This is a genomic window from Burkholderia puraquae, assembly GCF_002099195.1.
GTDB lineage: Bacteria > Pseudomonadota > Gammaproteobacteria > Burkholderiales > Burkholderiaceae > Burkholderia > Burkholderia puraquae.
This window is the reverse complement of sequence record NZ_NBYX01000001.1, coordinates 891,872-905,230: the sequence shown is the minus strand read 5'-3', so window position 1 is coordinate 905,230 and position 13,359 is coordinate 891,872. Positions and strand designations below refer to the sequence as shown.

At 68.6% G+C, this 13,359-nt stretch carries 13 protein-coding genes; 6 read left to right on the top strand and 7 right to left on the bottom strand.

Features of this window, described 5'->3' with window-relative positions; all coding sequences use genetic code 11:
- Positions 1-3 precede the first annotated feature (3 nt).
- From B7G54_RS04035 to B7G54_RS04025, 3 genes are read right to left on the bottom strand one after another with little or no spacing between them, the layout of a single operon-like run.
- Positions 4-1,005: an HpnL family protein gene (locus B7G54_RS04035; protein ID WP_085037849.1), complete on the bottom strand. Its 1,002-nt coding sequence runs from the start codon at positions 1,003-1,005 to the stop codon at positions 4-6.
- Positions 1,002-1,811, bottom strand: coding sequence for a HalD/BesD family halogenase (locus B7G54_RS04030; protein ID WP_085037848.1), 810 nt, complete (start codon positions 1,809-1,811; stop codon positions 1,002-1,004). The genes B7G54_RS04035 and B7G54_RS04030 overlap by 4 nt, the downstream gene beginning before the upstream one ends.
- A complete protein-coding gene (locus B7G54_RS04025; RefSeq protein ID WP_085037847.1) occupies positions 1,808-2,488 on the bottom strand; it encodes a CDP-alcohol phosphatidyltransferase family protein in 681 nt (226 codons plus the stop codon). Before B7G54_RS04025 ends, B7G54_RS04030 begins: the two co-directional genes overlap by 4 nt.
- 653 nt (positions 2,489-3,141) lie before the next feature.
- Between B7G54_RS04025 and B7G54_RS04015 the strand changes: the two genes are divergently transcribed.
- Positions 3,142-4,656 carry an acetyl-CoA hydrolase/transferase family protein gene (locus tag B7G54_RS04015; protein WP_085037846.1) on the top strand — a complete coding sequence of 505 codons (1,515 nt, stop codon included), beginning with the start codon at positions 3,142-3,144 and terminating at the stop codon, positions 4,654-4,656.
- A gap of 49 nt (positions 4,657-4,705) precedes the next feature.
- Here the strand turns inward: B7G54_RS04015 and B7G54_RS04010 are convergent, their stop codons facing one another.
- Positions 4,706-6,235 carry a DHA2 family efflux MFS transporter permease subunit gene (locus B7G54_RS04010; protein WP_085037845.1) on the bottom strand — a complete coding sequence of 510 codons (1,530 nt, stop codon included), beginning with the start codon at positions 6,233-6,235 and terminating at the stop codon, positions 4,706-4,708.
- A gap of 134 nt (positions 6,236-6,369) precedes the next feature.
- Here B7G54_RS04010 and B7G54_RS04005 point away from each other — a divergent pair, with 134 nt between their 5' ends.
- Positions 6,370-6,810 (top strand): MarR family winged helix-turn-helix transcriptional regulator, encoded by a 441-nt coding sequence (locus tag B7G54_RS04005; RefSeq protein WP_069259684.1) that lies wholly within the window; start codon positions 6,370-6,372, stop codon positions 6,808-6,810.
- A gap of 269 nt (positions 6,811-7,079) precedes the next feature.
- Here B7G54_RS04005 and B7G54_RS04000 read toward each other — a convergent pair whose 3' ends face one another.
- Positions 7,080-7,577 carry a DUF2938 domain-containing protein gene (locus tag B7G54_RS04000; RefSeq protein ID WP_085037844.1) on the bottom strand — a complete coding sequence of 166 codons (498 nt, stop codon included), beginning with the start codon at positions 7,575-7,577 and terminating at the stop codon, positions 7,080-7,082.
- A 140-nt stretch (positions 7,578-7,717) separates the two neighbouring features.
- Here B7G54_RS04000 and B7G54_RS03995 point away from each other — a divergent pair, with 140 nt between their 5' ends.
- Both B7G54_RS03995 and B7G54_RS03990 read left to right on the top strand, forming a co-directional pair.
- Positions 7,718-8,143: a helix-turn-helix domain-containing protein gene (locus B7G54_RS03995; protein WP_085037843.1), complete on the top strand. Its 426-nt coding sequence runs from the start codon at positions 7,718-7,720 to the stop codon at positions 8,141-8,143.
- 128 nt (positions 8,144-8,271) lie between these two features.
- Entirely contained in the window at positions 8,272-9,054 is a 783-nt protein-coding gene (locus B7G54_RS03990) for a hypothetical protein (RefSeq protein ID WP_085037842.1), read from the top strand.
- 1 nt (position 9,055) lies between these two features.
- Here the strand turns inward: B7G54_RS03990 and B7G54_RS03985 are convergent, their stop codons facing one another.
- Positions 9,056-9,958 (bottom strand): helix-hairpin-helix domain-containing protein, encoded by a 903-nt coding sequence (locus B7G54_RS03985; RefSeq protein ID WP_085037841.1) that lies wholly within the window; start codon positions 9,956-9,958, stop codon positions 9,056-9,058.
- Positions 9,959-10,139: 181 nt separating this feature from the next.
- Complete coding sequence (locus B7G54_RS03980; RefSeq protein ID WP_085037840.1) at positions 10,140-11,675, bottom strand: sigma-70 family RNA polymerase sigma factor; 1,536 nt, start codon at positions 11,673-11,675, stop codon at positions 10,140-10,142.
- Positions 11,676-11,973: 298 nt separating this feature from the next.
- Between B7G54_RS03980 and B7G54_RS03975 the strand changes: the two genes are divergently transcribed.
- Positions 11,974-12,411 (top strand): hypothetical protein, encoded by a 438-nt coding sequence (locus B7G54_RS03975; protein WP_085037839.1) that lies wholly within the window; start codon positions 11,974-11,976, stop codon positions 12,409-12,411.
- A 39-nt stretch (positions 12,412-12,450) separates the two neighbouring features.
- Complete coding sequence (locus B7G54_RS03970) at positions 12,451-13,272, top strand: SH3 domain-containing protein (RefSeq protein WP_085037968.1); 822 nt, start codon at positions 12,451-12,453, stop codon at positions 13,270-13,272.
- Positions 13,273-13,359: the final 87 nt, after the last annotated feature.

The window sequence follows — 13,359 nt, the reverse complement described above, 5'->3', positions numbered from 1 at the left end:
CGATCAGTCGGCGAGCGGCTGCGGCGCACGGCGCCGCTGCCAGTTTCTTTCACTGAAATGCAGATAGAGCAGGCCGGGCAGGCCGAGCGCGAGTTCGCGCGCGCGTTTCGCAAGCGATAGCGCGAGCGCCGCGTCGGGCGGCAGTCCGACCAGCGGCGCGAGCAGCAGGTAGCCGCCTTCCTGCGCGCCGAGCGAGCCCGGGATCGCGAAGGCCGCGCCGCGAATGGCCTGGCCGACGCTCTCGAGCAGCAGCGCGTCGAGCCAGCTCACCGGATGCCCGAGGAAGTGCAGCGCGAGCCACACTTCCGCGGTGCCGACGATCCAGCCGACGAGACTCAATGCGAACGTCTTCGCGACCTTCGCACGATCGCGGTACAGCGCACCGACCGCATCGTCGATCGCATCGGCGCGGGTGGCCAGCGACGACCAGTCGCGCGGGCCGAGCAGCTTCGACGCGAGGCGCAGGCCACGGCCGAACAGCCCGCGCCGCTGCGCCACGTAGAACAGCGCGGCGAGGGCGCCGAGCACGCCGGTGGCGATCAGCGCGGGCGTGCGCAGGTGCGCGACCGATTCGTGCGTGGCATACAGGCTGAACGCGGCGATGCCGATCAGTGCGAATGCCATCTGCGAGAGCGCCTGCATCGTCGTGCTGACCGTGACGGCTGCCGCCGCATCGGCCATCCGCGTGCCGCGCTGCGCGAGGTGGCGCACCATCAGCACGGGGCCGCCGATCTGCCCGGCGGGCAGCAGGCTGTTTACCGATTCGCCGACCCAGCGCGCGCGCAGCGCGTTGCCGAGCTCGGCGCCCGGCTGGCCGTGGCGGAACATCACGGAAATCGCCACCGCGTCGATCACGAGCGGCACGACGTGGAACGCCGCGACGAGCGCGAGCCCCCAGCCGGCCGCGAGGAACGTGGACGCGACCGCGCCGACGCCCTGCCATGCCAGGAGTGCAACGAAGAGTGCGGTCCCGAGGGACAGCAGGATGAGGCCGGCGCGTGTCATGACCCGGTCGTGCGTCGCGTCGCCAGTTGCTTGAACACCTGGCGGAAACCGAAATACGCGATCGCGTCCTTCATGTTCGAGATGAAGCGCTTCCACGGCCGCATGCCGGGGTTCGTCACGTATTCGAAGGTGAGCGACACGCGCATCTCGTTCTGGCCGAGCGGGGTGATGCGGTGGCGCAGCTTGTCGCCGTCGAACAGCACGATGCCGCCGTCGGCGATCTGCACGGAGCCCGGTTCGTCGGCCACGTCCGGATTGCGCGTGTGCAGCTCGTAGTCGAGCCGGCACGACGATTCGTCGATCACGCCGATCAGCAGCGTGTAACGACGGCCGTCGTAGTACGACGTGTCGTAGTGCCAGCCGATGTGGTCGCCGGGCTTCGTGTAGTAATACAGCGCGTACGCGTGCGGATCGTCGTCCGGCGACAGCATCAGCTTGTCGCCCGTGACCTTCTCGAGGAAGGAGATGAGTGCCTTCGAGCGATACAGTTCGGCAATGTACGGCGCCTGCTCGTCGATCGTATGGCGGCTCACGCTGCCGCCCTGCTTGTGGCCGGGCAGGTAATTGCGGTTCAGGCCGGCCTGCATCGCGCGGGCGGCGTCCGCGAGTTTCGCGTGCGCGTCGGCCGGCAGGAATGCGTCGAGATACAGGAACGAGCCCTGGCGCGTGTAGTCGCTGCGCAGGCGGTCGAGGTCGAGATGGCCGACACGGTCGGCCACGGTGCGATCGGGATCGGCCGCAGCCGCGCGCACGGGCGCGGGTCGTGCCGGGCTCAGCACGGAGTCGTCGCGCGTGCTAGGAGTCATTTGGAAGCCTGGATTTCAGTAGGGTTCTGCGGAACATTGCCGCGCCGGACGATGCGCCACCAGTCGATCACGACCCAGGCGGCGAATAGCGGGGCGCCGATCGACGCCGCGAGCAGGAACGGTTCGACGCCGTCGAACAGCGTCACGAGCGGCAGCAGGTACAGCACGTCTTCGGTCTCGAAGCCGCCGGCAAATGCCTGCTTGGTGCCGGCCTTGCCGGCGAACGATTCGATCCGCATGCGCAGGAAGAAGATCAGCGCAACGGCCGCGCCGGCCACCGCGCCGAGCAGCACCGGCGGCGCGGCCATCTGGCCGCCCTGGGCGACGATGCCGACCCCCATGCTGACGAATAGCGCGACCGTGACGAGCGCGTCCGCCGCGAGATCGTAAAAATGACCGATCTTGCTCGACTTGCCGCTGATGCGTGCGAGCTCGCCATCGGTGTGGTCGACGAAGTTCGACAGCACGATCAGGAACGCGCCTGCATTGCTCCAGCCGAAGCCGCCGTGCGCGAGGCACCAGGCGCCGGCGAGGCCGATCAGCAGACGAACGGTGGTGAGGTGATTCGGGGTGACGGGCGTGTCGACGAGCGGTCGGACAAGCGAGCGCGCGAGCCGCGCATCCCAGGTGCGTGGCAGCGGCGGTTCGGAACGTGTGGCGGTTTTTCTTTGGTCCATCGGCGAAATATATACGGAATTGTAATTTGTTGCTTTTTATTCGATCAATGTCCTGACATGAGGGAGTGTTACCGCGTCTTGCGGCGATCGGCCGGCCAAAAAGCGCGTGTGCGAAAGGGCGGCCGAACGGGGCTGCGGGATCCGTATTCCAGTGTGGTTCGTGCCACGCGACTGTCAAGGGCGGACGGGCCTCACAGGCCGGTGCGGCGGTGCTTTTCGCGCGTCCCGGCGCAGGTTGCGCGGCGCGTGCGAGCTTGACGTGCGTCAGGCCGGGAGAAGCCTCATCGGGTGACAATTGGCCGCGCCGGACGGGTGTCGGTCATTGTCGACTGGATCGCGATAAATTCCAGTGGAAATCCGTCGATTGATGCGCGCGGATTGGCGATCGTCGGCCGGTCTTTCGGTTCGATGCTTTCGCGCACCTTTCGTGTGCATCCGATTCGAGCGGAGCGCCTGTCACGGAACGGTCGTTCGATACCCGGCAAATCCGGCAAGGATCTTTTGCATTTGGCGGACATTTCGCGGGGATCGCCTCTGCGATACTCCGACCGTGCCTGTGGTGCCGGCCGCCCCTCGCGGCCCCAAGGGCTTCATGTCGCTCAGGAGACACCCCCCGCGACGTCAACGACAGACCAAAGCGTCAGAAACCAGCCATGTCTTCCTCACGCATCCTCGCTCCCGCCCTGCGTTCGCTCGTCCGCACCGCCGACGAAGCCGCCGCGCTGATCCGTCCCGGCATGACCGTCGCCATGAGCGGCTTTACCGGGTCGGGCTATCCGAAGGCCGTGCCGGCCGCGCTTGCCGCCCACATCGACGCGGCGCACACGCGCGGCGAGGACTTCCGGATCAATGTCCTGACGGGCGCATCGACCGCGCCGGAACTCGACGGCGCGCTTGCCCGCACCAACGGCATCTCGATGCGCCTGCCGTACCAGTCCGACCCGACGTTGCGCGACAAGATCAACGGCGGCGAAGTCGACTACCAGGACGTCCACCTGAGCCACGTCGCGCAGTACGCCTGGTTCGGGCTGTACGGCGATCTCGATGTCGCGATCGTCGAAGTCGCAGGCATCCGCGAGGACGGGCTGCTGATTCCGTCCGCGTCGATCGGCAACAACAAGACCTGGCTCGAACGCGCGAAGCACGTGATCCTCGAGGTCAACGCGCGCCAGCCGCTCGGCCTCGACGGGATGCACGACGTCTACTACGGGACCGCGCTGCCGCCGCACCGCAAGCCGATTCCGCTGACGAAAAGCGATGACCGGATCGGCGAGCCGTACCTGCGCTGCCCGGCCGACAAGATCGTCGCGATCGTCGAGACGGATGCGCCGGATCGCAGCAATGCGTTCTCCGCGCCGGACGAGACGTCGAAGCAGATCGCGCACCAACTGATCGACTTCCTGCGCCATGAAGTGAAGCGCGGCCGCCTGCCGGAAAACCTGCTGCCGCTGCAGTCGGGCGTCGGCAACATCACGAACGCGGTGCTCGCGGAACTCAGCTCGGCCGGCTTCTCGCACCTGACCGCATACACCGAAGTGATCCAGGACGGCATGCTCGACCTGCTCCAGGACGGCACGCTGGACTTCGCGTCGGCCACCGCGCTGTCGCTGAGCCCGGCCGCCGTGCAGCGCTTCGCCGACGAAATCGCGACGTTCCGCGAGAAGATCGTGCTGCGTCCGCAGGAGATCAGCAACCATCCGGAACTCGTGCGCCGCCTCGGCTGCATCGCAATGAACGGGATGATCGAGGCCGACATCTACGGCAACGTGAACTCGACGCACGTGATGGGCACGAAGATCCAGAACGGCATCGGCGGCTCGGGCGACTTCGCGCGCAACGGCTACCTGTCGTGCTTCATGTCGGCGAGCACCGCGAAGGGCGGCGCGATCTCGCGGATCGTGCCGATGGCGAGCCACGTCGACCATACCGAGCACGATGTCGCGGTGGTCGTCACCGAGCAGGGCCTCGCGGACCTGCGCGGGCTGTCGCCGAAGCAGCGTGCACGCAAGGTCATCGCGACCTGCGCGCATCCCGACTACCGGCCGATGCTCGAGGATTACTTCGAGCGTGCGTCGCGCGAAAGCTTCGGCAAGCACACGCCGCACCTGCTCGCCGAGGCGCTGTCGTGGCACGAGCGCTACGTGCGCACGGGCACGATGAAAGCCTGACTGAAGGCCTGACGCGAGGTGAGGCGGGCGTGCAGCGTGCGGGCGCCCGTCAATCCATCGCCGCGTGCGCGATATCCACGCTCGCTGCTTTCTGCGGCGGGCGGATCAGCAGCAACAGCGGGATCATCAGCAGCGTCGCGACGAACATCAGCTTGAAGTCGTTCAGGTACGCGATCATCGACGCCTGCTGGTTGATCGTGCGGTCGAGCAGCGCGATGTCGAGGCGGCTGCCGGCCATCGCCTGAACGGCCGGGTTGAACGGCGTGATGTGGGTCGCGAGGTCGGCATGCGCGACCTGCGTGTTGCGCGTCATCAGCGTCTGCACGATCGAGATGCCGATACTGCTGCCGATGTTGCGCATCAGGCTGTAGGTGGCCGTGCCGTCCGCGCGCAGGTCCGGCGGCAGCGTCGAGAACGACAGCGCGCTCAGCGGCACGAACACGAGCCCCAGCCCGAAGCCCTGCACCACGCCCGGCCACACGATGTCCGCTTCGGACAGCACGACCGTGTACTGCATCATCTGCCATAGCGCGAGCGCGGAAATCGACAGCCCCGCAAGCAGCAGCATCCGCGCATCCACGTATTTCAGCAGCCTTCCGACGAACAGCATCGCGATCATCGTGCCGGCGCCGCTTGGCGCGGTGACGAGGCCCGTCGTCGCGACCGGGTAGCCCATCAGGTTCTGCAGCATCGGCGGCAGCAGCGCGCGCGTTGCGTACAACACCGCGCCGACCACGAAGATGAACAATGTGCCCGTGGCGAAGTTCGGGTCGCGCAGCAGTTCCGACTTGAAGAACGACGCCTTGCCGACGGTCGCCGTATGCACGAGGAAGAACGCGAAGCTGAGCGCCGCGACGATTGCCTCGATGCGGATCTCGTACGAGCCGAACCAGTCGAGCTGTTCGCCGCGGTCGAGCATCGCCTGGAACGCGCCGATCGCGAGCGCGAGCGTCGCGAAGCCGAACGCGTCGAACTTCACGTGCGGGCGCGGCGCGCGCGCGGGCAGGAAGGTCATCACGCCGGCGAGCGCAAACGCGCCGATCGGCACGTTGATGAAGAACACCCAGCGCCAGTTGTAGCTGTCGGTGAGCCAGCCGCCGAGCGTCGGTCCGAGGATCGGGCCGACCATCACGCCCATCCCCCAGATCGCCATCGCCTGGCCTTGTTTCTCGCGCGGATTGATGTCGAGCAGGATCGATTGCGACAGCGGCACCAGCGCGGCGCCGAACACGCCCTGCAGCAGGCGGGCGCCGACGATCTGCACGAGCGTCTCGGACAGCCCGCACAGCGCCGACGCGACCGTGAAGCCCGCGATCGACACGATCAGCAGCCGCTTTACGCTGAGCCGGTCGGACAGCCAGCCGGTGAGCGGCGTCGCAATTGCCGCCGCGACGATATAGGAGGTCAGCACCCACGTGATCTCGTCCTGCGACGCGGACAGCGTGCCCTGCATGTGCGGTAGCGCGACGTTCGCGATCGTGCTGTCGAGGGTCTGGATCAGCGTGGCGAGCATGATCGACAGGGTCAGCATCGGCCGGTTCAGGGCGGGCGAGGCGGGGGCGTCGGCGGCGGGGTTCAAGCGGGTGTCTCCGTGGGCGGTCGCCGTGGACGGCGATCCTGCATGGCGGTAATGATAAGCACGCTTATTATATATCTGCTTATCGCCGGACCGCGAGCCGCGGGCGGTTCCAGGCTTGACCCTATAATCCGCGGATGGACAAGACTTACGAGAACCGGATCGGTTATCTGATCGCCGACGTTGCCCGCCTGAACGGTCGCCTGTTCGACCGGCGCGCGAAACGCATCGGGCTGACGCGTGCGCAAAGCCGCGTGCTCGCGTACCTGACGTGGAAGGGCGAGATGAATCAGGCGCGGCTCGCCGAGTGGCTCGAGATCACGCCGATCTCGCTCACGCGGTTGCTCGACCGGATGGAAAGCTATGGCTGGATCGAGCGCATCGCGAACGACGACGATCGCCGCGCCTTCGTGATCCGGCTGACCGACAAGTCGCGCGAGATCTTTCCGCAGATGCTCGAAGTGGGGGACACCGTCGCCGACGACGGGCTGCGCGGCTTCACGCCCGACGAGCGCGATACGCTGGTGCGGCTGCTCGGGCGCATGCGCCACAACCTGATCGACTGCGGCGGGGAGTGACGCGCGCCGCCATCCGGGCAGGCCGGATGACCGGGTTGAAAACAACGGGAGCACCGGGACGCCGCGCGCGAGCAGGCCGCGTTGGCTTACCTCATTCCGACATGCGCATCGTCATCGCCGTTGCGCCGGTGTCGAGGCCCGGCGCGGCTTTCGTGCGGCTTGCGCAGCGCGATGCACCGGTCACGCTCGACGAAGCGCGGGCGTGTGCGCTGACGTCGGCTCGATTGAGCCGACGCTACCTGTTACGGTTTTTGGGCGAAACCGTGTGCTCAACGGGCCAGCGCTGCGAGCGCGAACGCGGACAGATAGAGCCCCACACCATACGACAGATGCGCGACGATGCTGCGCCAGCGCGCAACGCGCGGGTGCGGCGTGCGCGACGCCGCGATGCCGAAGCCGAACGCGGGTTGCATCACGAAGAATGGCGCGGCCACGCTGGCGAGGCCGGCGATGATTGCAGGGAGCAGCGTCGGCGTGCCGACCCATTCCGTGCCCGCGACCACGACCGGCAGCGCCGCGAACGCGATGCCGATCGCGTAATGCGCGATCCAGCCGAGCGTGCGTTCGCCCGGCACGGGTGGCGCGGCGGCGATCGACGCGTGCCGGAACCGGCCGTGCATCATGTGACCGATCCAGCGGCCGACCACCGCATAGTCGAGCGACGGAATGCCGAATGCGCGCCGCCGGAACAGCGCCCACAGATCCATCACGAGCGTGGCGCCCGTACCGATCAGCAACAGGTTGAGCAGGACGTCGGGCAGGCTCATCGCGCACCTCGGCAGCGGAGGGCGGCGGCTGCGCGGTGCAGCGGAATACGGCGCGGCTTCAGCGGTTTCATGGCAGTCAGTGCTTGTCTTTATGAAGTCGAGCCACTATCTTGCTGCTTCAAGTTCACTTGAGGTCAAGCATGGGCCGACTGGACATTGCGGACGTGGCACGGCGCTCGGGATTGCCCGCGTCGACGCTGCGCTACTACGAGGAAAAAGGGCTGATCGTCCCGACCGGCCGCCACGGGCTGCGGCGGCAATACGACGAGTCGGTGCTGGAGCGCCTGGCGCTGATCGCGCTTGGCCGCGAGGCCGGTTTTTCGCTGGACGACATCCTCGCGATGGTCGGCGCGGACGGCCTGCCTGCGATCGATCGCGCGAAGCTCGACGGCAAGGCCGACGAACTCGACCGCACGATCCGGCGTCTCGGCGCCGTGCGCGATGCGTTGCGGCATGCGGCCGTGTGCCCGGCATCGAATCACCTGGAATGCCCGTCGTTCCAGAAGCTGCTGCGGATCGCCGTCCATCGCCATCCGGCACGCCGCACGAAGGCGGACGGCGCGTAGGCGCTTGGGCGGCGGGCGTGCATCCGCCGGGTAGCAGTGGCGGCCCGGCCGCTGGGTGGCACGCCGTGCCATTCCGTACCGGAGATCGCGAACAGGAACAACGGGGTTGCCGCGTGTGGTTTTTTCTTGTGCTTTACGTACTTCCGGCCGCGTATGCGGCATCGAAGGTCGGGCCGCACTACGGCTTTCTCGCCGGGTGCGCGACGATGGCGGCCGTGCTGGCGACGCAGACCGCGCTGCTGACGTGGGGAACCGCATGGGTGAAACGGCGGCGTGGGTTCGTTGAACGGCCCGAGACGATCGCACCGCCCGCACCGGCTGATAGTCTGGATGACGAACCGGTTGACGAGCCTGACACCGCGCCCGACGTGCCGCTTCAATATGGCGAGCACGCACGATTCAAGCAGCTGGTTCTGATTGCCGACGCGGCGCGGCCCGGCGTCACGCGCTGTTTCTACGACAAGGCGAAGCGGACGATCGAAGCGTACGTGGATGTCGAGACGGGGCGTGACGGTTCGGGGGCGGCGATGGTGTCGACGGCCGAACTTGCCCCTGTAGATAGCCTGTCAGCCGCGCCACCAGACGACACGCTGACCGTGTCCGTGTCGAACGACGGCGCATGGGCGGGGTTCCGCGTCGGCGGCGACAGCTTCCGGTTCCGCCACGGCGCCATCACGCGACTGCAGCTCACGCAGGTCATGCCGGTTCGCTGGAAGGGCGGCTACATGGTGACGTTCTGGTTCGACGTGCCGAACTGCAGGAGCGCTGCCGATTACGAGTCGTATTCGACGTGGTTCGATCTCGGGGTGGACCATTCCGGCCGCCGTTCCCGCGCGCTCACCCATGCATGTCGCGAGATCGCGTCGGTGCTCGACGTCGCGTTCGACGTCGACGAAGCCCCCGACGACTGAATCACCCCGCGTAATACACGCGGCATTCCTGCTCGCGCCCGCGCACGATGCGCTTGCCGACGAGCGAGCCGTACGTTTCGGTGAAGACGGTGCGCTGGTGCTCGCACTGCACGGCATCGTAGAAATAGAGCGACACCCAGTCGGTCGGGCGGGAGGCCTCCGGCGTGCGCATTGCGGCATGCAGGCACAGCGCCGTGAAATGCCAGCCGCCCTTGGTCATGTGCATCACGGGCAGCGGCACGTAGCCGTCCGCGTTCAGGCGCCGGTGCGCGATTGTGCGTTGCGCCACGCCAGGCGTCGGCAACACGCCGGCGGCGGCCTTGTTGCGGTACAGGCGATCGATGTAGAGCAGCAGTTCGACGGGCGGTTCCGTGCCGGGTCTGGCGTCCCGCACGTGGCCCTGCCAGCGCCGGCGGCGGCTCAGCACGTCGCTGAGCGCGGTGCGGATGCCGGCCGCGCGCCGCGGGCCGACGCCCGAGATCGTTTCGAGCTGGCCGTTGCGGGCCGCGCGTTCGAGTTCCTCGAGGGTATCGATGTGCAGCAGGTCGTGAATGCGCAGCGCGAGCGCGTGGCCGATGCCGGGCACCGCTTCGAACGCGGAGGTGCGCTCGGCGTCGCCGCACAGCCGGTCGAGCTGGCGCCAGCGCCCCGTCACCAGCAGCTCGGCGATCGCCTGCGCGACGCCCGTGCCGATTTCGGGCAGCGTGCCGAGCGCATCGACACCGCCGGACTCGAACAGCGCGCGGATGTCGAGGTCGAGTGCATCGACCGTCTCGGCCGACGCGCGGTAAGCGGCGACCCGGTACGGATTCGCACCCTGATCAGCCAGCCGCTGCGCCGCCTCGCGCAGGCAGGCCGCGATATGCCGGTTTTCCTCGTACGTTTGGCTGGCGCTCGTCTGCATGGCGAGGGACCCGGGGAAGCACAAACGGAATGGACACGACGAGCGATGCGCCGGTCGGCTTTTCACCATTGTCGCGACGCGCGATGAAGAAAACTTGATGCACGTCAATGGCAAACGTAGCACAGGTGCGAAGCGCACGGTCGTGCCGGCTGGCGGCACGACCGTGCGTCGCGTGACGCGATCACGCGTCGAGGAACGACTGCGCGTTCTCGGCCTCGGCGGCCGTGCGCAACGCGGCGAGCGCCCGTTTCTCGATCTGCCGCACCCGTTCGCGCGACATGCCCGCATCCTGCGCGATCACGTCGTAGGTATCGGGCTCGGCGCCACCGAGGCCGAACCGCCGGCGCAGCACGTCGGCTTCGGCCGGTGTGACCGACCGGAGCAGCGACCTCACGCACTCGCGCATGCGCGTGTCGGCCAGTTGCTCGAACGGGCTGGCCGACGCCTGGTCCTCGATCAGCTCGACGAGGCCGGTGTCCGCGTCGGGCAGCGGCGCGTCGAGCGACACGGGCTCGGCAGGCAGCGCGAGCACCGCACGCAGCTTGTCCTCGTCGAGGCCGGTTTCGGCCGAGAGTTCGGCCGGCGTCGCCCGGCGGCCCGTGCGCTGGCGAAAACGCAGCGCATGCCGCTGCACACGCTGGTACTGGTCGCCGACGTGCACGGGCACGCGGATCGTGCGTGCGCGATCCGCGACCGCGCGCGCGATCGCCTGGCGGATCCACCAGGTCGCATAGGTCGAGAACTTGAACCCGCGCCGGTATTCGAATTTCTCGATCGCGCGCATCAGGCCGAGACTGCCGTCCTGTACCAGATCGGGCAGGTCGACGCCGCGGTTCATGTACTTGCGCGCAATCGACAGCACGAGCCGCAGGTTCGCCTCGAGCATCGCGCGCGTGGCGTCGCGCACCTTCTGCTGGCCGTCGCTGAGCGCTGCCGCGAGTGCGCGCCGCGCGACCGTGTCGAAGCAGGCGGCTTCGCCCGCTGCGTTGCCATGCGGCGCGGACGCGAGCGTGCGCACGACGCGGCTTGCGTCGTCGACGGCCGGCGCGACCCACGCGATCGAGCCGAGCAGGGCCGCTACGTGGTTGCGCGCGTCACGGTATTTGGCCGAACGGAAGCCATGCGCGTGCAACGCATCACGCAAGGCCGCGACGGCCGCCTGCAGCGCGTCGTCGCTGGCGGGTGCGGGCGTGTCGGGGGCATCGTCATCGGACGATCCGGCGGCGCCGGTCGTTGCCGTTGCGTGATGACGCGCAAGCAGCGCGTCGACTGCCGCCGGACAGCCGGCGAGCGCGTGCAGGATCTGGTGGCGGCCCGTCTCGATCTCGCGGGCCAGCACGATCTCGCCTTCGCGCGTGAGCAGCGGCACCGCCTGCATGCGCCGCATGTAGAGCGCGAGCGGGTCGGTCGACGCGCTCGTGCCGCGTGCGAGGTCGCCGAGCATCGCGCGGCCTTCGTCGAGCGCATCGCGATCGACGTCGACAGGCGCTGAACCGGCGAACGGCGCAGGCGCGGCCGGCTCGTCGAGCACGGCGATGCCGATGTCGGCGAGCGCGGCGCGCACGACGTCGAGCGCGTCGGGGCTGTCGCTTTCGGGCGGCAGCGCGTCGACGAGGTCGGCGTGGGTCAGATAACCCTGTTCGCCGGCGAGCGCCAGCAACTGGATGATCGGATCGAGCGGCGTTTCCGCCCGGTGAGTGGGGCGTGGCGTAGTCATGTCGATGGCGGCGTGAGCCGCGCTCCTGTCTGGGCGGGCCGAAGTCCGCCGGTTTCGGGCCACCGGTTGCTCGCGAACCCCCGTCCGCGCCGGCCAGCCTGACATCGTTCAAGTTGAGGGCATTTGCGCAAACTTCAACGCGAGCGCGGCAGACGGGCCAGCACGCGGCGTGCCCGCGCGACTGCCGGGCGCAGGAAACAAAAAGTAACCGATCATACCCCGCGGAAATCTGCAGGGGACGTAAGCTAGAGTCAGGCGCGCGCCTGGCGGCGACGCGCGGATTCTGGCGGAGCAAGAAATGACCCCGATTCCTGCCGCGAGGTATGCGGTATTCGCATTGACGACGCTGATCCTCGGCGGCTGTTATTACACGAGCCCGTATGGCTATGCGCCGTACTACGCACCGGCGCCGGCCACGCTGACGCAGCGCGAGATACCCGTCACGCCGGCTGCACCGGGCACCGCTGCGCCGGGCCCGGCTGCGGCGGCGGTCGCGCCGCCCGTGGTCGACCCGGCTCCCGTCTACGTCGCGCCCGCCTATCCGCTGCCGTATCCCTATCCGTATTCGTACTACGCCCCCGCGTATTACCCGGGCTGGTACGGCTGGGGTGCGCCGGCGATCTCGGTCGGCTTCTGGGGCGGCTGGGGCGGCGGCTGGCGCGGACGCGGCGGGTACTGGCATCGTCCGTGGGGCGGCGGCCACTGGGGTGGCGGCTGGGGCGGCCATCGGCATTGACCGGCGCGCGGCGGCACCGTGCGGGAGAGCATCATGAGCATGAGGAATACGATCGTTCGCGGCCTGTGCGTCGCCCTGTTCGGCCTGGTGGCCGCGCCGGGCATTGCGCAGGCGCAGAGCGCTGGCTACACGAACTCGCCGGCCGAGCTGTTCGCCGGACCGGCGCCGGACTATCCGGTCGTCGCGCAGATTCCGCCGGGCACCGCGCTGGACGTGTTCGGCTGCCTGAGCGACTACACGTGGTGCGACGTCGCGTTGCCGGGTGTGCGCGGCTGGATCGACGCGCAGCTGATCGACTATCCGTACCAGGGCGGTTACGCGCCGCTACTCGAATATGGCGCGATCATCGGCGTGCCGATCACCGGGTTCGCGATCGGCGCGTACTGGGATCGCTACTACCGTCACCGGCCGTGGTTCCATGACCGCGATCGGTGGGAGCATCGCGCGGAACCGCGGCTCGGCCCGGGCGGGAGGCCGCCGGGGCAGGGGCGCCCGCAACCGGGTGGGGCGGTGCAGGTCGCACCGGGCGGTCCGCCGCCCGTGCATGACACGCGGCCGTCGGCTGCGCGCGGCGGCTGGAACGGCGCGATCCGCACGCCGCCTGCCGCGCCCGCGCCTGCCCCTGCGCCGATGCCGGGTGCAGCCGGCAATGCGCGTCCGGCAGGGCCGCCACCGGCCGCCGTCGTGCGTCCGCCGCCCGCACCGGGTGGCGAGGTCCGCACGATGCCGGCGCCGGTGCACCCGGGCGGCGGCGGTGGGGGGTACGGCGGCGCGCGGCCGCAAGGCGGCGGGAACGGCGGCGGGGGCCACGGTGGTGGCGGTGGCGGAGGCGGTGGCGGCCCGGAAGAATTCCGTCATTGACGATGTCGGCGCTTTCGGTTGGCGCCGGACGAAAAAAAGCCGCTCCGGAGAGCGGCTTCTGGATCGGGCGAGCGGGCGGTCGTACGG

Excerpts from the sequence above, each read along its gene's own strand:
- B7G54_RS04035 (WP_085037849.1), bottom strand. The coding sequence starts at position 1,005 with ATGACACGCGCCGGCCTCATCCTGCTGTCCCTCGGGACCGCACTCTTC.
- B7G54_RS04030 (WP_085037848.1), bottom strand. The coding sequence starts at position 1,811 with ATGACTCCTAGCACGCGCGACGACTCCGTGCTGAGCCCGGCACGACCC.
- B7G54_RS04025 (WP_085037847.1), bottom strand. The coding sequence starts at position 2,488 with ATGGACCAAAGAAAAACCGCCACACGTTCCGAACCGCCGCTGCCACGC.
- B7G54_RS04015 (WP_085037846.1), top strand. The coding sequence starts at position 3,142 with ATGTCTTCCTCACGCATCCTCGCTCCCGCCCTGCGTTCGCTCGTCCGC.
- B7G54_RS04005 (WP_069259684.1), top strand. The coding sequence starts at position 6,370 with ATGGACAAGACTTACGAGAACCGGATCGGTTATCTGATCGCCGACGTT.
- B7G54_RS04000 (WP_085037844.1), bottom strand. The coding sequence starts at position 7,577 with ATGAGCCTGCCCGACGTCCTGCTCAACCTGTTGCTGATCGGTACGGGC.
- B7G54_RS03995 (WP_085037843.1), top strand. The coding sequence starts at position 7,718 with ATGGGCCGACTGGACATTGCGGACGTGGCACGGCGCTCGGGATTGCCC.
- B7G54_RS03985 (WP_085037841.1), bottom strand. The coding sequence starts at position 9,958 with ATGCAGACGAGCGCCAGCCAAACGTACGAGGAAAACCGGCATATCGCG.
- B7G54_RS03980 (WP_085037840.1), bottom strand. The coding sequence starts at position 11,675 with ATGACTACGCCACGCCCCACTCACCGGGCGGAAACGCCGCTCGATCCG.
- B7G54_RS03975 (WP_085037839.1), top strand. The coding sequence starts at position 11,974 with ATGACCCCGATTCCTGCCGCGAGGTATGCGGTATTCGCATTGACGACG.
- B7G54_RS03970 (WP_085037968.1), top strand. The coding sequence starts at position 12,451 with ATGAGGAATACGATCGTTCGCGGCCTGTGCGTCGCCCTGTTCGGCCTG.